General features: G+C 70.1%; 22 protein-coding genes and 2 tRNA genes. 4 read left to right on the forward strand and 20 right to left on the reverse strand.

The window, feature by feature from the left end; all coding sequences use genetic code 11:
• Positions 1-47 precede the first annotated feature (47 nt).
• From rodA to ACFZAM_RS19755, 9 genes are all read right to left on the reverse strand, one after another.
• The gene (rodA, locus tag ACFZAM_RS19715) at positions 48-1,247 is read right to left on the reverse strand and encodes a rod shape-determining protein RodA (protein WP_355349549.1); all 1,200 of its coding nucleotides are present in this window, start codon (positions 1,245-1,247) and stop codon (positions 48-50) included.
• Complete coding sequence (gene mrdA, locus ACFZAM_RS19720; protein WP_355349546.1) at positions 1,244-3,454, reverse strand: penicillin-binding protein 2; 2,211 nt, start codon at positions 3,452-3,454, stop codon at positions 1,244-1,246. Before mrdA ends, rodA begins: the two co-directional genes overlap by 4 nt.
• A complete protein-coding gene (gene mreD / locus ACFZAM_RS19725) occupies positions 3,451-4,107 on the reverse strand; it encodes a rod shape-determining protein MreD (RefSeq protein ID WP_391047608.1) in 657 nt (218 codons plus the stop codon). Before mreD ends, mrdA begins: the two co-directional genes overlap by 4 nt.
• 6 nt (positions 4,108-4,113) lie before the next feature.
• On the reverse strand, positions 4,114-5,100 hold the full coding sequence (mreC, locus tag ACFZAM_RS19730; RefSeq protein WP_355349540.1) for a rod shape-determining protein MreC: 987 nt from the start codon (positions 5,098-5,100) through the stop codon (positions 4,114-4,116).
• A 124-nt stretch (positions 5,101-5,224) separates the two neighbouring features.
• Positions 5,225-6,247 (reverse strand): rod shape-determining protein, encoded by a 1,023-nt coding sequence (locus tag ACFZAM_RS19735; RefSeq protein ID WP_355349577.1) that lies wholly within the window; start codon positions 6,245-6,247, stop codon positions 5,225-5,227.
• A gap of 264 nt (positions 6,248-6,511) precedes the next feature.
• On the reverse strand, positions 6,512-6,925 hold the full coding sequence (ndk, locus tag ACFZAM_RS19740) for a nucleoside-diphosphate kinase (protein WP_188282321.1): 414 nt from the start codon (positions 6,923-6,925) through the stop codon (positions 6,512-6,514).
• 193 nt (positions 6,926-7,118) lie between these two features.
• Entirely contained in the window at positions 7,119-7,490 is a 372-nt protein-coding gene (locus tag ACFZAM_RS19745; RefSeq protein ID WP_355349537.1) for a DUF4233 domain-containing protein, read from the reverse strand.
• 13 nt (positions 7,491-7,503) lie between these two features.
• Positions 7,504-9,066, reverse strand: coding sequence for a glutamate ligase domain-containing protein (locus ACFZAM_RS19750; RefSeq protein ID WP_391047612.1), 1,563 nt, complete (start codon positions 9,064-9,066; stop codon positions 7,504-7,506).
• A 114-nt stretch (positions 9,067-9,180) separates the two neighbouring features.
• Complete coding sequence (locus ACFZAM_RS19755) at positions 9,181-11,814, reverse strand: valine--tRNA ligase (RefSeq protein ID WP_391047614.1); 2,634 nt, start codon at positions 11,812-11,814, stop codon at positions 9,181-9,183.
• Between the two features lie 118 nt (positions 11,815-11,932).
• Between ACFZAM_RS19755 and ACFZAM_RS19760 the strand changes: the two genes are divergently transcribed.
• A complete protein-coding gene (locus tag ACFZAM_RS19760; RefSeq protein WP_391047615.1) occupies positions 11,933-12,931 on the forward strand; it encodes a hypothetical protein in 999 nt (332 codons plus the stop codon).
• A gap of 127 nt (positions 12,932-13,058) precedes the next feature.
• Here ACFZAM_RS19760 and clpX read toward each other — a convergent pair whose 3' ends face one another.
• From clpX to ACFZAM_RS19785, 5 genes are all read right to left on the reverse strand, one after another.
• Positions 13,059-14,342, reverse strand: coding sequence for an ATP-dependent Clp protease ATP-binding subunit ClpX (gene clpX / locus ACFZAM_RS19765; RefSeq protein WP_188282316.1), 1,284 nt, complete (start codon positions 14,340-14,342; stop codon positions 13,059-13,061).
• Positions 14,343-14,507: 165 nt separating this feature from the next.
• A complete protein-coding gene (locus ACFZAM_RS19770) occupies positions 14,508-15,182 on the reverse strand; it encodes an ATP-dependent Clp protease proteolytic subunit (protein WP_223187111.1) in 675 nt (224 codons plus the stop codon).
• A gap of 69 nt (positions 15,183-15,251) precedes the next feature.
• Positions 15,252-15,854, reverse strand: a complete 603-nt coding sequence (locus tag ACFZAM_RS19775) for an ATP-dependent Clp protease proteolytic subunit (protein ID WP_355349570.1) — start codon at positions 15,852-15,854, stop codon at positions 15,252-15,254.
• A 400-nt stretch (positions 15,855-16,254) separates the two neighbouring features.
• Positions 16,255-17,649 carry a trigger factor gene (tig, locus tag ACFZAM_RS19780; RefSeq protein ID WP_391047618.1) on the reverse strand — a complete coding sequence of 465 codons (1,395 nt, stop codon included), beginning with the start codon at positions 17,647-17,649 and terminating at the stop codon, positions 16,255-16,257.
• Positions 17,650-17,857: 208 nt separating this feature from the next.
• Positions 17,858-17,934: transfer RNA gene (locus tag ACFZAM_RS19785), tRNA-Pro, on the reverse strand.
• 120 nt (positions 17,935-18,054) lie between these two features.
• On the opposite strand from ACFZAM_RS19785, the gene ACFZAM_RS19790 reads away from it, so the two are divergent.
• Positions 18,055-18,128: transfer RNA gene (locus ACFZAM_RS19790), tRNA-Gly, on the forward strand.
• Between the two features lie 129 nt (positions 18,129-18,257).
• Here the strand turns inward: ACFZAM_RS19790 and ACFZAM_RS19795 are convergent.
• Positions 18,258-18,710 carry an Lrp/AsnC family transcriptional regulator gene (locus ACFZAM_RS19795; protein ID WP_355349524.1) on the reverse strand — a complete coding sequence of 151 codons (453 nt, stop codon included), beginning with the start codon at positions 18,708-18,710 and terminating at the stop codon, positions 18,258-18,260.
• Positions 18,711-18,903: 193 nt separating this feature from the next.
• Between ACFZAM_RS19795 and ACFZAM_RS19800 the strand changes: the two genes are divergently transcribed.
• Positions 18,904-19,986: an asparaginase gene (locus ACFZAM_RS19800; RefSeq protein ID WP_355349521.1), complete on the forward strand. Its 1,083-nt coding sequence runs from the start codon at positions 18,904-18,906 to the stop codon at positions 19,984-19,986.
• Here the strand turns inward: ACFZAM_RS19800 and ACFZAM_RS19805 are convergent.
• Both ACFZAM_RS19805 and ACFZAM_RS19810 read right to left on the reverse strand, forming a co-directional pair.
• On the reverse strand, positions 19,951-20,145 hold the full coding sequence (locus ACFZAM_RS19805) for a hypothetical protein (protein WP_093715861.1): 195 nt from the start codon (positions 20,143-20,145) through the stop codon (positions 19,951-19,953). The two genes, ACFZAM_RS19800 and ACFZAM_RS19805, sit on opposite strands and share 36 nt — an antisense overlap.
• A 134-nt stretch (positions 20,146-20,279) precedes the next feature.
• A complete protein-coding gene (locus ACFZAM_RS19810; RefSeq protein ID WP_355349518.1) occupies positions 20,280-21,425 on the reverse strand; it encodes a PP2C family protein-serine/threonine phosphatase in 1,146 nt (381 codons plus the stop codon).
• A gap of 117 nt (positions 21,426-21,542) precedes the next feature.
• Here ACFZAM_RS19810 and ACFZAM_RS19815 point away from each other — a divergent pair, with 117 nt between their 5' ends.
• Positions 21,543-22,772, forward strand: coding sequence for a GNAT family N-acetyltransferase (locus ACFZAM_RS19815; protein WP_391047622.1), 1,230 nt, complete (start codon positions 21,543-21,545; stop codon positions 22,770-22,772).
• Between the two features lie 6 nt (positions 22,773-22,778).
• On the opposite strand, the gene ACFZAM_RS19820 is transcribed toward ACFZAM_RS19815, so the two are convergent.
• Genes ACFZAM_RS19820 through ACFZAM_RS19830 form a run of 3 tightly spaced genes read right to left on the reverse strand, consistent with a single transcriptional unit; the run spans position 22,779 to position 24,727 of the window.
• Positions 22,779-23,603 carry a DNA-formamidopyrimidine glycosylase family protein gene (locus tag ACFZAM_RS19820; protein WP_391047624.1) on the reverse strand — a complete coding sequence of 275 codons (825 nt, stop codon included), beginning with the start codon at positions 23,601-23,603 and terminating at the stop codon, positions 22,779-22,781.
• An 8-nt stretch (positions 23,604-23,611) separates the two neighbouring features.
• Positions 23,612-24,100, reverse strand: a complete 489-nt coding sequence (locus tag ACFZAM_RS19825; RefSeq protein WP_391047626.1) for a ribose-5-phosphate isomerase — start codon at positions 24,098-24,100, stop codon at positions 23,612-23,614.
• A 42-nt stretch (positions 24,101-24,142) separates the two neighbouring features.
• The gene (locus ACFZAM_RS19830; protein ID WP_391047627.1) at positions 24,143-24,727 is read right to left on the reverse strand and encodes a biotin transporter BioY; all 585 of its coding nucleotides are present in this window, start codon (positions 24,725-24,727) and stop codon (positions 24,143-24,145) included.
• Positions 24,728-24,837 lie beyond the last annotated feature (110 nt).

Genomic DNA, 24,837 nt, shown 5'->3' on the forward strand with positions numbered 1-24,837 from the left:
GCCGGGACGGGATCCGCGGACCCCTTCCGACCGGCCGGGCCCGCGCGTCACGCCGACATCGGCCGCTGCATCCGTACGGACTGCAACAGACCTATGGCCACACAGTTGGCGAACATCGATGATCCGCCGTACGACACAAAGGGCAAGGGGATACCCGCGACCGGCATGATGCCCAGCGTCATGCCGATGTTCTCGAAGGACTGGAAGGCGAACCAGGCGACGATTCCGGCGGCGACGATCGTGCCGTACAGGTCGGTGGCATTGCGGGCGATGGCGCAGGCCCGCCACAGGATGAGGCCGATCAGCGCGATGATCAGGGCGGCGCCGAGGAAGCCCAGTTCCTCGCCCGCGACCGAGAAGACGAAGTCCGTCTGCTGCTCGGGCACGAACTGCCCGGTGGTCTGGCTGCCGTGGAACAGGCCCTTGCCGAGCAGGCCGCCGGAGCCGATGGCGATCCGCGCCTGGCTGGTGTTGTAGCCGACGCCCGCCGGGTCCAGGGCGGGGTTGGCGAAGGCCGCGAAGCGGTCGATCTGGTACTTGTCCAGGATGCCGAGCTGCCAGACGGCGAGGGCGCCGCCGATCCCGGCGGCGATCAGGCCGAACACCCAGCGGTTGGACGCGCCGGAGGAGAGCAGCACCCCGAGCACGATCGCCGCCATCACCATCACCGAGCCGAGGTCCGGCATCATCATGATGATCAGGATCGGCAGCGCGGCCAGGCCCAGCGACTGGAGCACGGTCCGGTGGTCCGGATGCTCGCGGTCGCCCGCGTCCACCCGCGCGGACAGCACCATCGCCATGCCGAGGATGATCGCGACCTTCACGAATTCCGACGGCTGGAGCGAGAAGCCGCCGCCGATCACGATCCACGAGTGCGCGCCGTTGACGGTCGAGCCGAGCGGGCTGAGCACCGCGAGGATGCCGAGGATCGCCAGCACGTAGTAGAACGGCACGATGCCGCGCATCCTGCGGTGCCCTATGACGACGACACCGATCGCGAGACCCGCGCCGATCCCGGCGTTCATCAGGTGCCGCATCAGGAAGTAGTACTGGTCGCCGTGGGTGAGATTGGTGCGGTTGCGGGTCGCGGAGTACACCAGCATCGTGCCGATGGCGGTCAGCGCGAGGGACGCGAAGAGCAGCACCCAGTCCATCCGGCGCGCTATCGAGTCGCGGGCGAAGAGCTTGCCCAGCGTGGACCGCTCGGGGGTGAAGCGGCGGATCGAGTAGCTGTTGGTGGCACTCATGACCAGGATTTCCTGCCCTGCAGCAGCTTCTCGGTGCGGGTCGGGGTGAGGGCCGCGAGCACCGGGCCCGGGTCGCCCGGCGTGCCGTGCTGCGACGGCGTCAAGGTGGTGTCGGAGGCGGGCACGACGACGCCGTCACCGGAGATCTTCGGCAGCGCGGCGACCGGCTTGGGCATGATGCCCTTGCTCGCGTCGATCTTCGGGCCGTCCTTCTCGATGCCGTACATCGCCTCGTAGATCCGGCGGACCGCGGTGCCCGAGGCGCCGGAGCCGGTACCGGCCTGCGAGATCGTCATCACGATCGTGTAGTCCTTGGTGTACGTGGTCAGCCACGAGGTCGTCTGCTTGCCGGAGACCTCGGCGGTACCGGTCTTGGCGTGCAGCGTGATCTTGTCCTGCGGCCAGCCGGCGAACTTCCAGTTGGCCGTACCGTCCGTGACGACGCCCGCGGTGGCCTTGTTGATGTACTTCAGCGTCGACTTGGAGTCGGGCAGCTTGCCCGCCACCTTCGGCTTGATCGGCGTGACGGTCTTGCCGTCCGCGCTGACCACGGCCTTCCCTATGGTCGGCTGGTACAGCGTGCCGCCGTTGGCGAGCGCCGCGTAGATCCGGGCCATCTGGATCGGCGTGACGAGCGTGTCGCCCTGGCCGATCGCGTAGTTGACGGAGTCACCGGCGCGCAGCACGTAACCGTCGGTGCAGTTCTCCCGCGCGATGGCGGTGGCCAGGTCGTTCTTCTTACTGGTCTTCTTGAGCTTGCACCAGTAGTCCTTCATCGCGTCGTAGTAGCTCTGCTTCCACTGACGGTCGGGGACGCGGCCGGTGACCTCGCCCGGCAGGTCGATGCCGGTCTTGGCGCCGAGGCCGAACTGGTGGGCGGTCTTGTAGAACCAGTCCTTGGGGTGCTTGGGGTCGGTGCCGCCGTCCTTCTGCCACTGGTCGTACGCGATGCCGTAGAACACGGTGTCGCAGGAGACCTCCAGGGCGCGGCCGAGCGAGATGTCGCCGAAGCTCTCGTTCTCGAAGTTCTTGAAGACCTGGTTGCCGATGGTCATCGACGAGGTGCAGGGGTAGCCGCCGTTGATGTCGTAACCGGCGTTGACGGCCGCCGAGGTGGACACCACCTTGAAGGTGGAGCCGGGCGCCGACTGGCCCTGCGTGGCGCGGTTGAGCAGCGGGTAGTTGGACTCGGTCTCGTTGAGCGCCTTGTAGTCCTTGGCGGAGATCCCGCCGACCCACTCGTTGGGGTCGTAGGTGGGGGCGCTGGCCATGGCGATGACCTGGCCGGTGTTGTTGTCCAGGACGACGGCCGCGCCGGAGTCGGCCTTGTAGTTCTGGTGGGTGATGCTGTCGTACGTCTTGCGCGCGTCGGCCATGGCCTGCGCGAGTTCCTTCTCGGTGAGCGCCTGGACCTTGGAGTCGATGCTGGTCACCAGGTTCGCGCCGGGCTGCGCCGGGGTGTCGCCCGCCTTGCCGATCACCCGGCCGAGGTTGTCGACCTCGTAGCGGGTCACGCCCGCCTTGCCGCGCAACTGCGCATCGTAGACGCTCTCCAGGCCGGAGCGGCCGATCTGGTCGGAGCGCTGGAGCGGCGCCTCGGTCTTCTCCGAGGCGGTCAGCTCCGCGTCGGTGACCGGCGACAGATAGCCGAGGACCTGCGCGGTGTTCGCCTTGGAAGGACTGGGGTAGCGGCGTACGGCGGTGGGCTCGGCGGTGACGCCGGGAAAGTCCTCGCGCCGCTCCATGATCTGGAGCGCCTGCTGGGTGGTGGCCTCGTCGGTGATCGGGATCGGCTGGTACGGCGACCCGTTCCAGCACGGCTTGGGCGTCTTCGCGTCGCACAGCCGCACCTTGTCGGTGACTTCCTTGGGGGTCAGCCCGAGGACACCGGCGAGCCGGGTCAGTACGGCCAGGCCGTCGTCGCGCTGCTTGAGCAGGTCGGTACGGGAGGCGGAGACCACCAGGCGCGTCTGGTTGTCGGCGAGCGGCACACCGCGGTCGTCGAGGATCGAGCCGCGGACGGCCGGGGTGACGACCTGCTGGATGTGGTTGTTCGCGGCCTTCTGGTCGTACTCCTGGCCGTTGCGGATCTGGAGGTACCACAGGCGTCCGCCGAGGGTGAGCAGCAGGGACACCACGAGGATCTGGAGGATCACCAGGCGGATCGTGACCCGGGAGGTGCGCCCGGTCTCCGGGATGTTGCTCACCTTCTGGCCCCCCTGGGCATCGAGGCCATCGTCTTGGCCCGGCCGAACAGGCCGCGCTGCGGGCTGATCCCGGAACCGGTCCTGGTACGGGTGGGCCGGGTGCGCAGCGCGCTGCCGCCGAAGCCGCCGGTCGGGTCCTCGGTGAGCGGATCGTGGTCGAAGCGTCTGGCCAGGGCCATCACGAGCGGCACCACGAAGGGCGCGAGCAGCAGGTCGTAGACGGTCGCGGTGAACACCAGCTTGGGCAGGCCCACATGGGCGCCCGCGGTGTCGCCGACGAGGCTGCCGACGCCCGCGTACAGCAGCGTGGTGCCGACGGCCGCGCCGATCACGACGAGCATGGGTCCGGCGGCCGTGCGCAGTTGGCCGCTCTCGGGCTTGGCGAGTCCCGCCAGGTAGCCGATGACGCACAGCACGAGCGCGTAGCGGCCGACCGCGTGGTCGGCCGGTGGCGCGAGGTCGGCGAGCAGTCCCGCGCCGAAGCCGACCAGGCAGCCGCCGACGTGGCCGTAGGCGATGGCCAGGCCGAGCACGGTCAGCAGCAGCAGGTCGGGGACCGCGCCGGGCAGGTGCAGCCGGGCCAGCACGCTGACCTGGGCGACCATGGCGATCACCACGAGGACGGTGGAGAGCACGATCCGGTTGAGGCGCACGGTGTCTCAGCCCCTCTTGCCGTTGCTTGTCGTATTTTCCGTGGTGCCGGCCGTGGTGCCGGGGGTGGTGCCGCCGGTCGGGGTCGAGCCGGGCTTGGGCGTGGATGTGGGCTTCGGCTTGGGCGACGGGGTCGGCTTCGGCGGCAGCACGCTGTCGCGCGGGTCGGCACGCGGGCCCTGGACGACGACACCGACGATGTCCAGCCGGGTGAAGCCGACGAACGGCTGCACCTGGACGGTCTTGGTGAGGTTGCCGCCCGAGGGGTCGACGCCGACGACCTTGCCGACCGGCACGCCCGGCACGAACGGCTTGCCCGCCTCGGAGCCGAAGGTGACCAGCCGGTCGCCGTTGTGCACCGTGGCCTTGCCGTTGAGGAGCTGCACGCGCATCGGCTGGTTGCCCTGGCCGGTGGCGAAGCCCAGCTCCATGGAGCCCTCCATGCGGGTGCCCACGGTGAAGTCCGGGTCGTTGGCGAGCAGCACCGTGGAGGTGGAGGGGCCGACGGTGGTGACCCGGCCGACCAGGCCGTCACCGTCGATGACCGTCATGTCGCGGGTGACGCCGTCCTTGCTGCCCGCGTCGATGGTGACCGTCCAGGAGAATCCCTGCGCGGCTCCTATCGCGATGACCTGCGCGCCCTTGATGGCGTACTGCCCGGCGCCCGCGGTCTTCAGCAGCTTGTCCAGCTCCGCCGCCCGGTTACGGGTGACGTCCTTGCTGCCGAGCTGCTGCTTGAGCGCCTCGTTCTCGCGTTGCAGGCGGCTGATGGTGCTGTTGCGTCCGCCGGAGTCGCGGACCGCGTCTATGGCGTTGCCCACCGGGTCGACAACGCCTGACACGGAGTTCTCGACGGGGCCGAAGACGGACTGCGCCGCCTGCCGTGGCCGGTCGAGCGGTGAGTCCTCACCGCCCCTGATGTCCACGGTGATCAGCGCGAACGCGATCACCACCAGCAGCACCAGCAGAAGCCGGCTCTCTCGTGTGTCCCTCACGGGCGCCAGTCCGTGCCTTCCTCATCGGACCTGCCGCCGCTGTGCACCGCGGCCGGTCAGAGCTTGTGGGGCGGGTTCCCGCCGTCGCTGCGGGCGACCGGTGAGCCCGTGTGCTGCCCGTGCCTCATCTGCGTGGCGAGGAGTCGAGCACCTGCTGGAGTGCCTCGAATTCCTCGACGCACTTGCCCGCGCCCAGCGCCACGCAGTCCAGCGGCGACTCGGCGATGTGAATGGGCATTCCCGTCTCGTGCCGCAGCCGCTCGTCCAGGCCGCGCAGCAGCGCGCCGCCGCCGGCCAGCACGATCCCGCGGTCCATGATGTCGCCGGACAGCTCGGGCGGGCACTTGTCCAGGGTGGTCTTCACCGCGTCGACGATCGCGTTGACCGGCTCCTCGATGGCCTTGCGCACCTCGGCCGCGGAGATCACCACGGTCTTGGGCAGGCCGCTGACCAGGTCACGGCCGCGGATCTCGGTGTGCTCGTCGTCGTCCTTGGAGGCGAAGGCGGAGCCGATGGTGAGCTTGATCTGCTCCGCGGTCCGCTCACCGAGCAGGAGGCTGTACTCCTTCTTGATGTGCTGGATGATCGCGTTGTCCAGCTCGTCACCCGCGACGCGGATGGACTGGGCGGTGACGATGCCGCCGAGGCTGATCACCGCGACCTCGGTGGTGCCGCCGCCGATGTCCACCACCATGTTGCCGGTGGCCTCGTGCACCGGGAGCCCGGCGCCGATCGCCGCCGCCATCGGCTCCTCGATGATGTGCACGGTACGGGCGCCGGCCTGCGTGGTCGCCTCGATGACGGCGCGTCGCTCGACTCCGGTGATGCCGGAGGGCACGCAGACGACCACCCGCGGGCGGGCCAGGTACCGCCGCTTGTGGATCTTGAGGATGAAGTAGCGCAGCATGCGCTCGGTGATCTCGAAGTCGGCGATGACGCCGTCCTTCAGGGGGCGCACCGCGACGATGTTGCCGGGGGTGCGGCCGATCATCTTCTTGGCCTCGGAACCGACCGCGAGGATGCCGCCGGTGTTGGTGTTGACGGCCACGACCGACGGCTCGTTCAGGACGATCCCGCGGCCCCTGACGTACACCAGCGTGTTGGCCGTCCCGAGGTCGACTGCCATGTCACGGCCGATGAACGACATGTTGTTCGCCATGTGGATACGTCTGGCCTTCCCGAGCTTGAGCGGAGATTCCATCGTAGTCGCGCCCGGCGGGGCACGGGGTCGGGGTTCCGACGTCATTGTCATCAGAACACACAGCGGACCTCTGTAATGGTGACGCCGTGTCGGGGTGTTTGGTTCCCGATCGCCGACGGCATATGCCCGGGGCGGCGGGATTCCCCCGGGCGCCTGGTCCGACGGGGCGTCAGCAACGGTACTCCGTACCCGAACAGCCAGGTCCCGGGATTAGGCCAGACCGGGGAAGAAGATCTTGATCTCGCGCTCGGCGGACTCCTCGGAGTCCGAGGCGTGGATCAGATTCTCCCGGACAATCGTCCCGAAGTCCCCCCGAATGGAGCCCGGCGCGGCGGCGATCGGGTCGGTCGGACCGGCCAGCGCGCGGACGCCCTCGATGACCCGCTCGCCCTCGACGACCATCGCGACCGCGGGGCCCGACGCCATGAAGTCCATCAGCGGCTCGTAGAAGGGGCGGCCGACGTGCTCGGCGTAGTGCTGCTCCAGCGTGCCGCGGTCCAGGGTGCGCAGTTCGAGCGCGGCGACGGTCCAGCCCGCCTTGCGTTCGATGCGGCCGACGACCTCGCCGATCAGGCCGCGGCGGACGGTGTCCGGCTTGAGAAGGACAAGGGTGCGCTGCGACACGGGACGGCTCCTGCTGTGTGCGGTCTACGGGTTCTCTGTACGGGTGCGGCGTGCGGCCGGCGGGGTGCGGCCGCGGGGGGCGCGGCCGTATGGGCTCCGGCCGGCGGGGTGCGAAGTATGACGAGCCTACAAGGGCGGGCGGTGCCCGGCGGACACCGGGCCGGGACGGACGGGACGGACGGTGCGGCTGGGGTCACGCTTCCTGGGCCCGCGCACGGTCTTGTGCCCGCGCCTCGGCCTGCGCCGCGTGCCGGGCCTTCAGGACGTCCACCTTGCGCCCGTAGTGGATCGCCGCCCACCACAGACCGGCGAAGATCACGCCGAGGAAGAACATCGTGCCGACCCAGTACCCGCTGACCACCAGCGCGGCCTGGAGCACCCAGCCGACGGTCAGCGCGCCCGGCCGGGTGAGCATCCCGCACAGCAGCACGCACAGCGCCATGGCGATCCCGCACACCGTCCAGACGGTGCCCATCGACAGGTCGGGATGCTTCATCGCGACCAGACCGGCGAAGCCGATGACGAAGAACTCGCCGATCAGCGTGCTCGCGCACAGCGTCCGCATCGTCCCGCCCCCTTCACTTGCGGCCCAGCAGCAGCCGGGCCTCTCCGACGGTGATGACGGAACCGGTGACCAGCACTCCGGCCCCGGAGAACTCGCCCTCGTCCTCGGCGAGCGTGATCGCCGCCTCCAGCGCGTCGTCCAGCCGCGGCTCGACCTGCACCCGGTCGTCCCCGAACACCTCGACGGCCAGCGCCGCCAATTCGTCCACGTCCATCGCGCGGTGCGTCGAGTTACGGGTGACGACGACCTCGGAGAAGACCGGCTCGAACGCCTCCAGCAGCCCGCGTACGTCCTTGTCGCCGCTCGGCCCGACCACACCGACCAGGTGCGTGAAGCCGAACGCCTCACCGACCGCCGCCGCCGCGGCGGCGGCGCCCGCCGGATTGTGCGCCGCGTCCAGCACCACGGTGGGGCTGCGGCGCACCACCTCCAGGCGGCCGGGCGAGGTGACCGAGGCGAACGCGGCCCGCACGGTGTCCATGTCGAGGGTGCGCGACTGGGTGCTGCCGATGCCGAAGAACGCCTCGACGGCGGCCAGCGCGACCGCCGCGTTGTGCGCCTGGTGCTCGCCGTGCAGCGGCAGGAAGACCTGTTCGTACTCGCCGCCCAGGCCGCGCAGCGTCAGCAGTTGCCCGCCGACGGCGACCTCGCGGTGCACGACGCCGAACTCCATGCCCTCGCGGGCGACCGTCGCGTCCGCCTCCACGGCCCGCTTGAGCAGCGTCTGCGCCGCGTCGGCGGGCTGCTGGGCCAGGACGGCGGTGGCGTTCTTCTTGATGATGCCGCTCTTCTCCACCGCGATCTCGCCGGGCGTGGAGCCCAGCCGGTCGGTGTGGTCGAGCGCGATCGGGGTGACCACGGCGACCTGGCCGTCCACCACGTTGGTGGCGTCCCAGCCGCCGCCCATGCCGACCTCGACCACCGCGACGTCGACCGGCGCGTCCGCGAAGGCCGCGTACGCCATCCCGGTGAGCACCTCGAAGAACGACAGCCGGTGCGGCTGCGCGTCGTCCACCATGCCGACGAAGGGCTGGATGTCGCGGTAGGTCTCGATGAACCGCTCGGCGGAGATCGGCGCGCCGTCCAGGCTGATCCGCTCGGTGACAGACTGCACGTGCGGGCTGGTGTAGCGGCCGGTGCGCAGGTCGAAGGAGAGCAGCAGCCGCTCGATCATCCGGGCGGTGCTGGTCTTGCCGTTGGTGCCGGTGATGTGGATCGCCGGGTAGGCGCGCTGCGGGTCGCCGAGGACGTCCATCAGCGCCGTGATCCGGTCGAGCGAGGGCTCCAGCTTCGTCTCGGGCCAGCGGCCGAGCAGTTCCTCCTCGACCGTGCGCAGCTCCCGGTCGACGGCGGGGTCCGCGGGCCGCGCCGGTACGTCGTCCTCGGCCGCGACCGGGCTCACACCGGCCCGCAGCGTCCGGCTGCCCGCCTCGATGACGGCCAGGTCGGCCTCGCGGAGGGTACCGTCGGCCGCCCCGGCCGCGTCCTCGACGTCGTCGTCCACGTCGTAGGCGGTGTCCTGGATTTCGTACGCGTCGTCTTCGGGGCCGTCGCCGTTGTGCGGGTGCTCGCTCACAGCGCCCAGTCTACGGAGCCCGCGAGCGGAAACGGCCACGGGCCCGGACCGCGGGTGCGCGGTCCGGGCCCGTGGCACACGGTGGCCCTTCGGGGCGGGCGGCCCTCGGTGCGGTCAGGCCGACGGGAGGGCCGCGATCTGCGCGGTGATCCGGGCGATGTCGGCCTCGGCGGTCGCCAGCCGCGTACGGATCTTGGCCACCACCGGCTCGGGCGCCTTGCCGAGGAACGCCTCGTTGCCCAGCTTCTTCTCGGCGTCGGCCTTCTCCTTCTCGGCCAGGCCGAGATCCTTGGTGAGCCGCTTGCGCTCGGCCGGAACGTCGATCGTGCCGGACAGGTCGAGCGCGACCGTGGCGCCCGCGACCGGCAGCGTCGCGGTGGCGTGGAAGTCCTCGCCCGCGGGCTGGAGCCGGAGCACCTGGCGGATGGCGTCCTCGTGCGGCGCGAGCAGCGTCCCGTCCAGGGTCAGCAGCGCCGGGACCTTCTGGCCGGGCTGGAGCCCCTGGTCGGAGCGGAAGCGGCGGACCTCGGTGACCACCCGCTGGACCTCGGCGATCTCCGCCTCGGCCGCCGCGTCCCGGAAGCCGCTGTCGCTCGGCCAGTCCGCGACGACCAGCGACTCGCCGCCGGTCAGCGTCGTCCACAGCGTCTCGGTGACGAAGGGGACGATCGGGTGCAGCAGCCGCAGCATCACGTCCAGGACCTCGCCCAGGACCCGCCCGGAGACCCGGGCGCCGTCGCCGCCCGCGAAGAAGACGGTCTTGGACAGCTCCACGTACCAGTCGAAGACCTCGTCCCACGCGAAGTGGTAGAGGCTGTCGCTGAGCTTCGCGAACTGGTAGTCGTCGTACAGGCCGTTGACCTCGGCGACGACCGTGTTCAGCCGGGACAGGATCCACCGGTCGGTGGCCGACAGCTCCTCGGGCGCGGGCAGCGGGCCCTGGACCGTGGCGCCGTTCATCAGCGCGAAGCGCGTGGCGTTCCAGATCTTGTTGGCGAAGTTGCGGGACGCCTGGACCCAGTCCTCGCCGATCGGCACGTCCGCGCCGGGGTTGGCGCCGCGGGCCAGGGTGAAGCGGACGGCGTCCGAGCCGTACTTGTCCATCCAGTCCAGCGGGTCCACCGAGTTGGGGTTGGACTTGGACATCTTCTTGCCGAACTCGTCGCGGACCAGGCCAGTCAGCGCGATGGTGTGGAACGGCGGGGTGCCGTCCATCGCGTACAGGCCGAACATCATCATCCGGGCGACCCAGAAGAAGATGATGTCGTGCCCGGTGAGCAGGACGTCGGTCGGATAGAACTTCTCCAGATCCGGCGTCTGTTCGGGCCAGCCCAGCGTGGAGAACGGCCACAGGGCGGACGAGAACCACGTGTCCAGGACGTCGGAGTCCTGCGTCCAGCCCTCGCCGGACGGCACCTCGTCGTCCGGTCCGACGCAGATCTGCTGGCCGTTCGGCCCGTACCAGACGGGGATGCGGTGGCCCCACCACAACTGGCGCGAGATGCACCAGTCGTGCATGTTGTCGACCCAGTCGAAGTACCGCTTGTTCAGCTCCGGCGGGTGGATCCTGACCCGGCCGTCGCGGACCGCGTCGCCGGACGCCTTCGCCAGCGGCTCGACCCTGACCCACCACTGGAGGGACAGCCGCGGCTCGATGGTGGTCTTGCAGCGCGAGCAGTGGCCGACGGAGTGGACGTAAGGACGCTTCTCCGCGACGATCCGGCCCTGTTCGCGCAGCGCCTCGACGATCGCGGACCGCGCCTCGAAGCGGTCCAGACCCTGGAAGGGGCCGGGCGCGGTGATGACCGCGCGCTCGTCCATGACGGTCAGCGACTCCAGGCCGTGCCGCTGGCCGATCGCGAAGTCGTTCGGGTCGTGCGCGGGCGTCACCTTGACGGCGCCGGTGCCGAACTCCGGGTCGACGTGCGTGTCGGCGACGACCGGGATCGTCCGGTCGGTGAGCGGCAGCTTGATCCGCTTGCCGACCAGGTGCCGGTACCGCTCGTCGTCCGGGTGGACGGCGACGGCGGTGTCGCCGAGCATCGTCTCGACGCGGGTGGTCGCCACGACGACCGTCTCGTCGCCCTCGCCGTACTTCAGCGAGACCAACTCGCCGTCGTCGTCCTGGTAGTCGACCTCGATGTCCGAGATCGCCGTCATACAGCGCGGACACCAGTTGATGATCCGCTCGGCGCGGTAGATCAGCTCGTCGTCGTACAGCTTCTTGAAGATGGTCTGGACGGCCTTGGACAGGCCCTCGTCCATGGTGAAGCGCTCGCGGGACCAGTCCACGCCGTCGCCGAGGCGGCGCATCTGGCCGAGGATCCGGCCGCCGTACTCCTCTTTCCACTGCCAGACGCGGTCGACGAACGCCTCGCGGCCGATGTCGTGCCGGGACTTGCCCTCGTCGGCGAGCTGCTGCTCGACCTTGTTCTGGGTGGCGATGCCCGCGTGGTCCATGCCGGGCAGCCACAGCGACTCGTAACCCTGCATCCGCTTGCGGCGGGTGAGGGCGTCCATCAGCGTGTGCTGGAAGGCGTGACCCAGGTGGAGCGTGCCCGTGACGTTCGGCGGCGGGATGACGATGGTGTACGCGGGCTTGTCGCTCTTCGCGTCCGCCTCGAAGTAGCCGCGTTCTACCCAGCGCTCGTACAGCGCCCCCTCTACCTCGGCCGGCGTGTAGGTCGTCGGCAGTTCGGGGGTGCTGTGCGGCCCGCGGTCGGGGCTCTCCTGAGAGTTGTCGGTCACGGCACGATTCTACGGTGGCGGACCATCCCGTTACGAATCCGTATCGCCCCCGCTGTAAGAACCCGATAAAGGATCGGCGAGGATGGTCCGACGGTCGTAAACGAGGGGACCACCTGACATGAGTGACAACCAGCCGCCGCCGAACCCGTACGGGCACCAGCCCCAGCAGGGCGGATACAGGCAGCCGCAGCAGCAGCCGCAGCAGCCGCAGGGCGGATACGGGCAGCAGCCGCAGCAAGGTGGTTACGGCCAGCCGCCGCAGCAGCCGTACGGCCAGCCCCAGGGGCAGCCCGGTTACGGCTACCCCCAGCAGGGCCCGCCGCAGCAGGCGCCGTACGGGCAGCCGCAGCAGCAGCCGGGCTACGGCTACGGCGGCCAGCCGCCCGTCCCGCCGCAGGGCGGTGGCGGCGGGAAGCGCACCGGGATCATCATCGGCGCCGTGGTGGCGCTGGTCGCGATCGGCGCCGGGGTCTTCTTCCTCACCAAGGGCAGTGACGGCGACAACAGCGCCAACGGCGGCAAGGGCGGCGGCGGCAAGAGCACCGTCAAGAACGACGGCAAGCAGTACAAGCTCATCACGCCCGAGACCGTCGCGGAGACGTACAAGAAGTCGAAGGACGCGGACACCGGCGACGGCTTCGACGCCAAGGACGTCACGCTGCTCAAGACGCTCGGCGTCACCGACCCCCAGCAGGTCAGCTCGGGCTACACCAGCGGGTCCCAACTCACCGGCAAGCTGCTGGAGTTCAGCGGTGTCTACGGCAAGGTCGCGGACCCGCAGAAAGTGGTCGACGGCATGTTCGCCGACCTGAAGAAGCAGGCCGCCGACGACAAGGAATCCGGCGGCGGCAAGACCGAACTAGTCGGCAGCCCGCAGAAGGTGCAGCCCGCGGGCATGGACGACGCCGTCATGTCGTGCCAGAACACCAAGTACACCGAGGGCAGCAAGTCGTTCACCACACCGATCTGCCTGTGGGCCGACTACAGCACCGTCGGCTACACCCTGCCGGTCGACCTGGCGACGGCCACCACCGGTGTCGGCAGCGGCATGCCGATCGACGAGGCGGCGGCGCTCACCGCGAAGGTCCGCAAGGACGTGCGCGTCCCGCTCAACTGACGCCGTACGCCGACGCGTTCGGCGTGAGCGTTCCGCGGTCAGCCGTTCCGCGGAGCCGTTCCGCGCAGACGGAAGGGGGCGCCCGGATCCACCGGGCGCCCCCTTCGCGTGTGCTCGTACTGTGGCGCTACGCGCTCTTCTGCTCGCCCTTGCCGACGATGCGCGGCTCACGCGGCACCAGCGTCGGGTTGACGTTGGAGTGCACGACATCGGCCGTGATGACGACCCGGGCCACGTCCTTGCGGGACGGCACCTCGTACATCACCGACTGGAGGACTTCCTCCATGATGGCCCGCAGACCGCGGGCGCCGGTCTGCCGCAGGATCGCCTGGTCCGCGATGGACTCCAGCGCGCCGTGCTCGAACTCCAGCTCCACACCGTCGAGTTCGAAGAGTTTTTGGTACTGCTTCACCAGCGCGTTGCGCGGCTCGACCAGAATCTGGAGGAGCGCCTCGCGGTCGAGGTTGTGCACGCTGGTGATGACGGGCAGCCGTCCGATGAACTCGGGGATCATGCCGAACTTGACCAGGTCCTCCGGCATGATCTCGGAGAACTGGTCGGCCATGTCCAGCTCGCGCTTGGAGCGGATGGTCGCACCGAAGCCGATGCCCTTGGCGCCCGCGCGGGACTCGATGATCTTCTCCAGACCGGAGAAGGCACCGCCCACGATGAACAGCACGTTCGTGGTGTCGATCTGGATGAACTCCTGGTGCGGGTGCTTGCGCCCGCCCTGCGGCGGCACCGAGGCCGTCGTCCCCTCCAGGATCTTCAGCAACGCCTGCTGCACGCCCTCGCCGGACACATCGCGGGTGATCGACGGATTCTCGCTCTTGCGGGCGACCTTGTCGATCTCGTCGATGTAGATGATCCCGGTCTCGGCCTTCTTGACGTCGTAGTCCGCCGCCTGGATCAGCTTCAGCAGGATGTTCTCGACGTCCTCGCCCACGTAACCGGCCTCGGTGAGGGCGGTCGCGTCCGCGATGGCGAACGGCACGTTGAGCATGCGGGCCAGCGTCTGGGCCAGCAGCGTCTTGCCGGAGCCCGTCGGGCCGAGCAGCAGGATGTTGGACTTCGCCAGCTCGATCGCGTCGTCGTGCCCGCGGCCGGCGTTCTCACCCGCCTGGACCCGCTTGTAGTGGTTGTACACCGCGACCGACAAAGCCTTCTTCGCGGGCGTCTGCCCGACCACGTAGCCCTCGAGGAACTCGTAGATCTCCCGCGGCTTGGGCAGGTCCTCCCAGCGCACCTCGGAGGACTCGGCCAGCTCCTCCTCGATGATCTCGTTGCAGAGATCGATGCACTCGTCGCAGATGTACACACCAGGGCCTGCGATGAGCTTCTTCACCTGCTTCTGGCTCTTTCCGCAGAATGAGCACTTCAGCAGGTCGCCGCCGTCACCGATGCGTGCCACGAGGTGTTTCCCCTTCGCCTGGGATCCGCCGAGATCAACGGAGCCTGGTGCTTCTCTCATCGACGGTACCTTGCCGCGACCCCCGTGTGGGCCCCCCTTGGACGTACTCACTCAGTGGAGTCCAAGGAGGGCCACCCGCGCGACCGGTCCGTTGTCCGACTGTGTTCAGACCGTCACAGAGGTCTTGCGGGTCGAGACGATCTGGTCGACCAGCCCGTAGGCCAGCGACTCCTCGGCGGTAAGGATCTTGTCCCGCTCGATGTCGTCGCGGATCTGCTCGATCGGCGTCGTGGAGTGCTTGGCCAGCATCTCTTCGAGCTGCTGCCGCATCCGGATGATCTCGTTGGCGGCGATCTCCAGGTCGGAGACCTGCCCGCGGCCGGTCTCGCTGTACGGCTGGTGGATCAGCACCCGCGCGTTCGGCAGCGCCATCCGCTTGCCGGGGCTGCCGGCGGCCAGCAGGACCGCGGCGGCGGACGCCGCCTGGCCCATGCAGACCGTCTGGATGTCCGGCTTCACGAACTGCATCGTGTCGTAGATCGCCGTCAGCGCGGTGAAGGAGCCGCCGGGGCTGTTGATGTAGACCGAGATGTCCCGGTCGGGGTCCATGGACTCCAGGCACAGGAGCTGCGCCATGACGTCGTTGGCCGACGCGTCGTCGATCTGCACGCCGAGGAAGATCACGCGCTCCTCGAAGAGCTTCGCGTACGGGTCGTACTCGCGCACGCCCTGCGAGGTGCGCTCGACGAAGCGCGGAATGATGTAGCGGGCCTCGGCACCGAACACACCGGGCCGCTCGGCCTCGGTGCGCTCGTACAGGCCGCTGCCGGGGAAGTTCATGCTGTTCACGTCCACCGTCCTGGTGATGATGCGGAAGCTGGGTGCTGTCGGCTGGGGTTCCTGAACGGATCAGGCGCCGGTGCCGCCACCGCCCGGGACCTCCGTGGCGGACAGCATGACGCCGTCCAGCAGGCCGTACTCCTTGGCCTCCTCGGCGGAGAACCAGCGGTCGCGGTCGGAGTCCTTGGTGATCTGGTCGAAGCTCTGCCCGGAGTGCTGGGCGATCAGCTCGGCCATGCGGCGCTTGGTGTGCAGCAACTGCTCGGCCTGGATCTTGATGTCGGTGGCGGAGCCGCCGAGACCCGCGGAGGGCTGGTGCATCAGGATGCGGGTGTTCGGCAGGGCGAAGCGCTTGCCGGGGGTGCCCGCGGTCAGCAGGAACTGGCCCATCGAGGCGGCCATGCCCATGGCGATCGTCACGACGTCGTTCTTGATGAACTGCATCGTGTCGTAGATCGCCATACCGGCGGTCACGGAGCCGCCGGGGCTGTTGATGTAGAGGAAGATGTCCTTGTCCGGCTCGGCTGCCAGGAGAAGGAGCTGGGCGGTGATCTTGTTGGCGATGTCATCGTCGACCGCCTGGCCGAGGAAGATGATTCGCTCGCCGAGCAGTCGGTTGTAGACCTGGTCGCCGAGGCCACCGAGAGTCGGCTCGCCGGCGGCGGAAGGCATCGGAGTCGTCACGTATCCACCTGCTCGTTGTCGGACGGCCGTGAAGCCGTCACAGGGTCTTCGTCCGGGCCGGGGCCGACCCCTTCTGGTGCCGAGCCCCCGCCCTCCTACTTACGGACCCTAACGCGCAGGTGGGGCCCAGCAATCCCCTACGCGGAACTGTTCGCTGCCAGCGGAGACCAAGACGCCGCGCCGGCACAGGGGGTTGGTGGCCCGGCCCGGACGTGCCTGCGCGTTCACCTCGCGGAGGCGGGTGCTTCGAGGGGCGCGGGGAACCGTCGCGACACGTCCCCACCGGCCGGTGGTCCGAGAACAACCGTGACTGCCCCCTCCGGGGCCGGTGGTGACGTGCAGCCGTCGTCGTGGCTGATCGCGCGGTTCCCCGCGCCCCTGACGGGGCTCAGGCCTGCTCGACAGGCTCCGGCTTCTCGTCGGCGGCCTCGGCGGCCTCGGCGGCCTCAACCGTCTCGCCGTCCTCGTCCTCTTCGTCCTCGAGGTCCACGACCTCACCGTTGGTGTCCGTGACCTTGACGGACTCCACGACGACCGCGAGCGCCTTGCCGCGGGCGACCTCGCCGACGAGCATCGGCACCTGGCCGCCTTCCACGACGGCCTGGGCGAACTGGTCGGGAGACATCCCGGAGGTCGCCGCACGGCGCATGAGGTGCTCGGTCAGCTCCTCCTGGTTGACGGAGAGCTTCTCCTTGTTGACCAGCTCGTCCAGCAGGAACTGCGTCTTGATGCCCTTGACCGCCTGGGCCTCGAGCTCCGCGTCGTACTCCTCGCGCGTCTTGCCCTCGCGCTCCAGGTACGTGTCCCAGTCCAGACCCATCTGCGGGAACTGATGGTGCTCCAGGTTGTGGGTCCTGGTCTCGATCTCGTCCTTGAGCAGCTTCTCCGGGATCGGCACCTCGGACAGCTCGATGAGCGCGTCGAGGACCTTCTCCTGGGCGGCGGTCGCCTGGTCGTACTGCTTCATCCGCTCCAGGCGCTTGCGGCTGTCCGCGCGCAGCTCCTCAAGGGTGTCGAACTCGCTCGCGAGCTGGGCGAAGTCGTCGTCCAAGGCGGGCAGTTCGCGGGCCTGTACGTCGGAGACGTCGACCTTGACCTCGGCGGCGCTGCCGGCGGCGGAGCCGCCCTTCAACTCGGAGGTGAAGGTGGCGGAGCCACCGGCCTCCAGGCCGATGACGGCCTCGTCGATGCCGTCGAGGAGCTGGCCGGAGCCGATGGTGTAGCTGACGCCCTTGGCGACGCCGTCCTCCAGCACCTCGCCGTCGACGGAGGCTTCGAGGTCGACGATCACGACGTCGCCCTCGGCCGCCGCGCGCTCGACCGTGGTGGTCGAGGCGAAGCGGTCACGGAGCTGCTCCAGCGAGGTGTCGACGTCCTCGTCGGTGACCTCGACGGCGTCCACGACGACCTCGATGCCGGAGTAGTCCGGGATCTCGATCGCGGGGCGGATGTCCACCTCGGCGGTGAACTTCAGCTCGTCACCGTCGTTGAACTCGGTGATGTCGACGTCGGGCTGGCCGAGTACGTTCAGCTCACCCTCGTTGACCGCCTCCGTGTAGAACTTCGGCAGCGCGTCGTTGATGGCCTCTTCGAGGACCGCGCCACGGCCGAACCGCTGGTCGATGACGCGCGCAGGGATCTTGCCCTTGCGGAAGCCCGGCACCGTGACCTGCTGGTTGATCTTCTTGTACGCCGCGTCGAGGCTGGGCTTGAGCTCCTCGAAGGGCACCTCGACAGTGAGTCGAACCCGAGTCGGGTTCAGAGTCTCGACGGCGCTCTTCACGGTTGGGTCTCCTTGGGGGCTTTACGTTGATGGGGGCGGCCGGATCATCCGGTGATCTCGCCGGATCGTCCGGTGATCTCGTCCGGCAAGCAGTACACGGCATGCCGCGCGCTCGGTCGCCAGCGGCCCATCCTACCGGTACCACAATGCGCACGGTCCGGGCCTTCGTGCCCCGGCCCCCAGAATCCCCTCGGGATCGCGGAACCGCTGGTCGGGGTGGCCGGATTCGAACCGACGGCCTTCCGCTCCCAAAGCGGACGCGCTACCAAGCTGCGCCACACCCCGCTGGTGCGACACGTAGAGTACATGCCCCCGTACGCGTGGGCAGCCGGTATTCCCCCGCCGGTTCACCGGTTCGACCGGCTACTATCCGATGTGCCACAATCACTGGCGCATCACACTCCCGCGGGCGTAGCTCAATGGTAGAGCCCTAGTCTTCCAAACTAGCTACGCGGGTTCGATTCCCGTCGCCCGCTCCACGGCCTCCGGCCCGGTCGGTATCACTCGACCGGCGTCCGGGGGCTTTCTGTTTCCCCGGGCCGTGACCGGCGCCGCGACCGGCGCTGGGTCGGCCCGGGTCGGCTCGGGTCGGCCCGGGTCGCGGCCTTCTAGTCGACCGGGATGCCCTGGGGGGACTTGATGCGCTTCATGATCATCTGGGAGTTGACGTCGCTGACGCCCGGCAGGTCGATGAGCTGGTCGGTCCAGAAGCGCTCGTAGGCGTCGGAGTCGGCGACGGCGATGCGCAGGAGGCAGCCGGGGGCGCCGTAGAGGCGGTAGGCCTCGACGACGTCGGGGGTGGACTGGACCTCGGCCTCGAAGGCGGCGACGGAGGCGCGGTCGCGGCGTACCTCGACGGAGGCGAAGACCTCGAAGCCGCGGCCGACGGCGGCCGGGGCGACGACCGCGCGGTAGGTCTCGATCACTCCGTCGTCCTCCAGTTGCCGCACCCGGCGCAGGCACGGGGAGGGCGTGAGGCCGACCCGCTGGGCCAGTTCCTGGTTGCTCAGCCGGCCGTCGGCCTGGAGCTCGCGCAAGATTCGTCTGTCGATGGCGTCCATGGTGGCAATACCTACCACTCGGTGGCCGAATACCGGTCGGTACGAGCAATCAAATGTCAGGTCTACGCGCATATCATTGCACCGGGTGCAGAGTGGGTAAGTGTCACCCCGAGGAGTGGGGACATCCGGCGGCGTCCGGAGAGCCCCGCGCGAACGCACCGGACGCGCACAATCAGACGGAGGCGAAGGCATCGTGCGACACGTCGTGGTCATCAGCACCGGGGGCACCATAGCCAGCCGATGGCAGGGCGACGGGTACGCGGCGGAGGCGGCAGGGCAGGAAGTGCTCGCCGCCGGCGCGGTGCCCGAGGGCGTCGAGGTCCGGGTGGTGGACCTGTTCACCGTCAACAGCTCGCGCCTGACCACCGACCACCAGCTGCGGCTGCTGCACGCCGTGCACGAGGTGCTGGCCGATCCGGCGGTGGACGGCGTGGTGGTCACCCACGGCACCGACACCCTGGAGGAGTCCGCCTTCTTCCTCGACCTCTTCCACGGCGACCGCCGCCCGGTGGTCTTCACCGGCGCGCAGAAGCCGCTGGACGCGGAGGACGGCGACGCGGCGGGCAATCTGTACGACGCGCTGCTGACCGCGGCCACCGGCCGCGACATCGGCGCGGTGATCGTCTTCGCGGGCCAGGTCTGGGCCGCCCGCGGCACCGTCAAGCAGCACACCGTGGACGCGCACGCCTTCGGCGCGCCGGACGGACTGCCGCTGGGGCGCGTCGAGTTCGGCCGGGTGACGTGGGGCCGCCGCCGTCCGCGCCCCGAGCCGCTGCCGCTGCCCGCGCCCGGCGCCGTACCGCCGCGGGTGGACGTCCTGATGCACCACAGCGACGGCGACACCGTGCTCTTCGAGGCGGCGCTGGGCGCGGGCGCGCGCGGCGTCGTCGTGGTCGGCACGGGCGCGGGGAACGCGAATCCGCAGGTCGCGGAGGCGGTACGGAAGGCGACGGCGGACGGCGTCCTGGTCGCGGTCAGCACGCGGGTCGCGGCGGGCGCGGTGGCGCCGCTCTACACCGGCGGCGGGGCGGTCGACCTGGTGGCGGCGGGCGGGCTGCTGGCGGGCACTCTGCGTCCCGGCCAGACACGTATCGCGGTGCTGGCGACGCTGCTCTCGCTCACGTCGCCGTCCTCGGACCTCCCCCGCCTGCCCTCGGAGCAGGACGGACGGTCCGGCACGGGCACCGCCACCGCCGCGTTGCGGCGGATTCTGGAGGCGGCCCCGCAGGCGCTGCCCGCGTCAGAGCTTTATCTGGTTGATGGTGTCGGCAAGTGAGGTCAGGAATCGGTTGACCGACGGCGCCATGTTGGTGGAGGCGAGGAAGAAACCGAAGAGGGCCGCCACTATCGCCGGACCCACCTTGATGCTCTTCCCCCGGATCATGACCACCAGGATGATCGCCAGCAACAGCACTACGGACAGGGAGATGGCCACAGCGGTTCACTTCCTCTTCACGGTACGCCTCGCCGGTCCGGGAGCATGGAGCCGCGCCCCCGCCCCGCCCGGTCCCATGGTGCCATCGGGGAACGACAGTTGGACCCGAAGGCCCATAGTCCCATTCCCGTCGGCTAGTCCCTGCACACCACGAGTAGCGCCCGGTCGTCGTTGACATCCTTGGCGACCGCTTCGATCAACCGCCAGGCGGAGCCCCGGAATCCGGTCGCCACGAAGCGGTCCGCCTCGCCGATCAGCCGGTCGATGCCCTCGGAGATGTCCTTGTCCGGCGTCTCCACCAGGCCGTCCGTGAACAGCATGAGGACGTCCCCCGAGCGCAACGTCCCCTTCACGCCGTGGAATTCGGCCCCGTCGTAGACCCCGAGCAGCGGGCCCTCCGCGGCCTTCTCCTCCCACCGGCCGCTGCCCGCGTGCAGTTGCACCCCTGGGAGGTGCCCGGCGGACAGCAGTTCGTAGTCGCCGCTCTCCAGGTCGAGCACCAGGTGCACGGAAGTGGCGAAGCCCTCGTCCCAATTCTGCCGGAGCAGATAGCCGTTGGCGGCGGTGAGGAAGGAGTGCGGCGGCAGCGAGCCGAGCAGGCCGCCGAAGGCGCCGGACAGCAGCAGCGAGCGGGAGGCGGCGTCCATGCCCTTGCCGGAGACGTCGGTGAGCACGGCCTCCAGCGTCCGGCCGCCGACCGAACCGCGGGTGGCCACCACGAAGTCGCCGGAGAAGGACTGGCCGCCCGCCGGGCGCAGCGCCATCTCGGCGTGCCAGCCCGCGGGCAGCCGCGGCAGTCTGCTCTGGACCCTGATCCGCTCCCTGAGGTCGAAGAGCATGGTGTGGCCGCCCCGCCAGGGCACGCCGACCCGCGCCCTGAACTGGGCGATGACCAGGCCGGTGAGCGCCACCGCGGTGACCACCAGGACGGTGCCGGGCGTGACGCGGGCCGGGCCCTCGCGGTACGGGCCGAGCGCCGCGGATTCCGCGACCAGCGCGACGGCGGAGGCCGCGTAGAGGAGCAGCAGGCTGGAGGGGCGCAGCAGCAGGCCGCCGGTGAGGATCGGCAGGACCAGGGAGCTGGGCGGGCACCAGACGGGCAGGCTCACGGTGGTGTACGCCAGCGCGGGGACGGTGAGGATCAGTACGGTGAGGCCGACCCAGTCGGAGGCGCCGCCGCGGAAGTAGTCGACCCCGGCCCTGCGCACACCGAGCCGGGCCCGGTGCAGCCATCTGCTCCACCGCAGCCCGAGCCCCTCGCCCGCGACGCCCTTTGCCATGTCTTGGCGACCCTATCGACCGTTCGCCCCGCCGTGCAGGGCGGATACCCCCCGACCTGTCACGTAGACGGCGGAAATACGTTCGCCCGCGGACGGCGCGGCTGGTAGGCAGGGCCTATGACGACGGAACTGCGGGTGCTGGAGCGGGACGACTGGGAAGAGTTCTACGGCCGCCTGGAGCGGGCTTTCGGCGGGCCGGCCGAGCCCCCGGAGGAGCGGGGGCTGTGGCGTGAACTGACCGAGCTGGAAAGGTCGTTGGCGGTGTGGGACGGCGGGGAGATCGTCGGCACCGCGGGCGCCTTCTCGTTCCGTGTGACGGTGCCCGGCGGGGCGTCGCTGCCCGCCGCGGGCGTGACCATGGTGAGCGTGCAGCCGACGCACCGCCGCCGCGGTGTGCTGACCTCGATGATGCGCAGGCAGCTCGACGACGTGCGCGAGGGACCCGAACCGCTCGCCGTGCTGACCGCGTCGGAACCGGCGATCTACGGCCGGTTCGGCTACGGCACGGGCACGTTGCAGCTCCGCGGCAACGTCGACACGACCAGGACCGCCGTCAGGGCCCTGCCGGGCGTGGACGACGTACGGCTGCGGCTGGTGCCGCTGGAGGCGGCGGGCGAGGCGTGCGAGGCCGTCTACGCGCGAGTGGTGCCGACCCGGCCCGGCATGCTGGCCAGGCGGCCCGGCTGGGAGCGGGTGCCGCTCCTCGACGCCCCGGCGAGCCGGGACGGCGCGGGCGAGCGGCTGTGCGTGGTGGCCGAGGCGGACGGTGAGGTACGCGGTTACGCGCGCTACTCGGTGAAGCTGTCGTGGAGTTCCTTCGGTCCCGACAACATCGTGAAGCTGAGCGACGTCGAGGCGCTGGACCCGGTGGTCTACGCGGCGCTGTGGCGCTATCTGTCCTCCATCGACCTCACCTCGCGGGTGGCGTTCTACAACCGGCCGGTCGACGACCCGCTGCTGCACCTCCTGTCCGACGTACGCCGCGGTGAACTGGCCTTCCGCGACAGCCTGCACGTGCGCCTGGTGAATCTCGGCGAGGCGCTGGAGGCGCGGACGTACACCGCCCCGGTGGATGTGGTGCTGGAGGTGGAGGACGCCTTCTGCCCCTGGAACGCCGGGCGTTGGCGGCTGTCGGGCGACGCGAAGGGCGCGACGTGCGAGCGGACCGCGGACGCGGCCGACCTGGCGCTGTCCGTCAAGGAGTTGGGCGCGGCCTACCTGGGCGGCCCGACGCTGCGCGGGCAGGCGGAGGCGGGGCTGGTACGTGAACTGCGGCCGGGGGCGCTGGCGGAGGCGTCCAGGGCGTTCCGCGGGGACGTCGAGCCGTGGCTGCCGCACGGCTTCTGAGACCGGTCAGCTCACCGGCGGATGCGCGGGCTGGCAGACCGGGCACCAGAAGAGATTGCGGGCCGCGAGCGGCCGGGTGCTGATCCCGGTGCCGCACACCAGGCAGGGCTGGCCGGTGCGCCGGTAGACGTACACCTCGCCGCCGTGGTCGTCCTGGCGCGGCGGGCGGCCCATCGCCTCGGGAGTGTGCTCGGGGCGCACGGTGTCGATCCGGTTGGTCCGTACGCCCTCGCGCATCAGCGTCACCAGATCGGACCACATCACGTCCCACCGCTGACGCGGCAGTTCACGCCCCGGCAGGAACGGGTCGACGCCGTGCCGGAAGAGCACTTCGGCGCGGTAGACGTTGCCGACGCCCGCGATGACCTTCTGGTCCATCAGCAGCGCGGCGACGCTGATCCGGGAGCGGGACAGCCGCTGCCACGCCCGCTCCGGGTCGTCGCCCGGCCGCAGCGGGTCGGGGCCGAGGCGGTCGTGTATCGCCCGCTTCTCCGGCTCGGTGATCAGCTCGCAGGCGGCCGGGCCGCGCAGATCCGCCCAGTGCGCCCGGTTCGCCAGCCGCAGCCGTACGGTGTCGGTCGGCGGCGGCGCCTTGCCGTCGCCGAAGGTGACCTTGCCGATCAGGCCGAGGTGGATGTGCACCCAGCCGGTCGCGCCGAAGCCCAGGAACAGGTGCTTGCCGTGGGCCTCGGCGCTCTCCAGCACCTGCCGGTCGACGAGCGCGGCGCTGTCGGAGAACTTGCCCTGCGGGCTGCTCGCCCGGACCGCCCCGCCGCCGAACCGCTCGCGGTGGTCGGCGGCCAGGCGGTGGATCGTGTGGCCTTCCGGCATCGCCCGCGTCAGCCCTGGCGGGGGTGGTGGTCCGGGACCGGCGGCAGCTCGCCGGTGGCCTCGTACGCGCTCAGCATGTCGATACGGCGCTGGTGGCGCTCCTCGTGCGAGTACGGGGTGGTGAGGAAGATCTCCACGAATTTCGTGGCCTCCGCCTCGGTGTGCATCCGGCCGCCGATGCTCAGCACGTTCGCGTCGTTGTGCTCCCGCGCCAGCGACGCGGTCTGCTCGCTCCACGCCAGCGCCGCGCGGACGCCCTTGACCTTGTTCGCGGCGATCTGCTCGCCGTTGCCCGACCCGCCGATCACGATGCCGAGGCTGCCCGGCTCCCCCGCCGCGCCCTCGGCCGCCCGCAGGCAGAACGGCGGGTAGTCGTCCACCGCGTCGTAGATGTGCGGCCCGCAGTCCACGGGCTCGTGGCCGTGGAGGGTCAGCCACTCCACGAGGTGGTTCTTGAGTTCAAAACCGGCATGATCGGACCCGAGGTAAACGCGCATGCGATGAGTTTTGCATGTCCGGCGGGCCGGAGCGGGAGTGCCCTACCGGGTGAGCCGCCAGGCCGCGGGGAGCAGGCCCATCGCCAGGACGGCCTTGAGCGCGTCGCCCAGGAGGTACGGGGTCAGGCCGAGGGAGACGGCCTGGGACGCGGACAGATGGGCGGACCAGGCGAGGTAGGGGACGCCGATCGCGTAGATCACGGCGGAGCCGAGGACCATGACGCCCGCGGTGCGCGCGACGGTGCGGTCGCCGCCGCGGCGGGCGAGGGCGCCGACCACGCCGGTGGCCAGGAGCATGCCGAGGATGTAGCCGAAGCTGGGCATGGACCAGCCGGAGGCGCCCTCGGAGAACCAGGGGAGCCCGGCGACACCGGCGGCGGCGTACAGGGCGAGGGCGGCGAAGCCGCGGCGGGCGCCGAGGGCGGTGCCGACCAGCAGCGCGGCGAAGGTCTGGCCGGTGACCGGGACGGGCGAGCCGTGCACCGGGACCGAGAGCTGCGCGGCCAGGCCCGTGAGCACCGCGCCGCCGACGACCAGGGCGGTGTCGCGGACGCGCGAGGCGGGCAGCAGGTCGGCCAGGACCGCTCCGGGGGCTCGGGAAACGGCGACGGATTCGGCGGTGGTCATCGGTACTCCGCGGGGTGAGGACGGTCGGGACACCGTGACGCTAACGCAGCGGCCGAGCGTGATCATCGTGAGAAGAGAACAAAGCCGCGAGCGACCGGTTGGAGACTTCC

The sequence above is a fragment of the Streptomyces sp. NPDC008079 genome (genome assembly GCF_042957385.1).
Classification (GTDB): domain Bacteria; phylum Actinomycetota; class Actinomycetes; order Streptomycetales; family Streptomycetaceae; genus Actinacidiphila.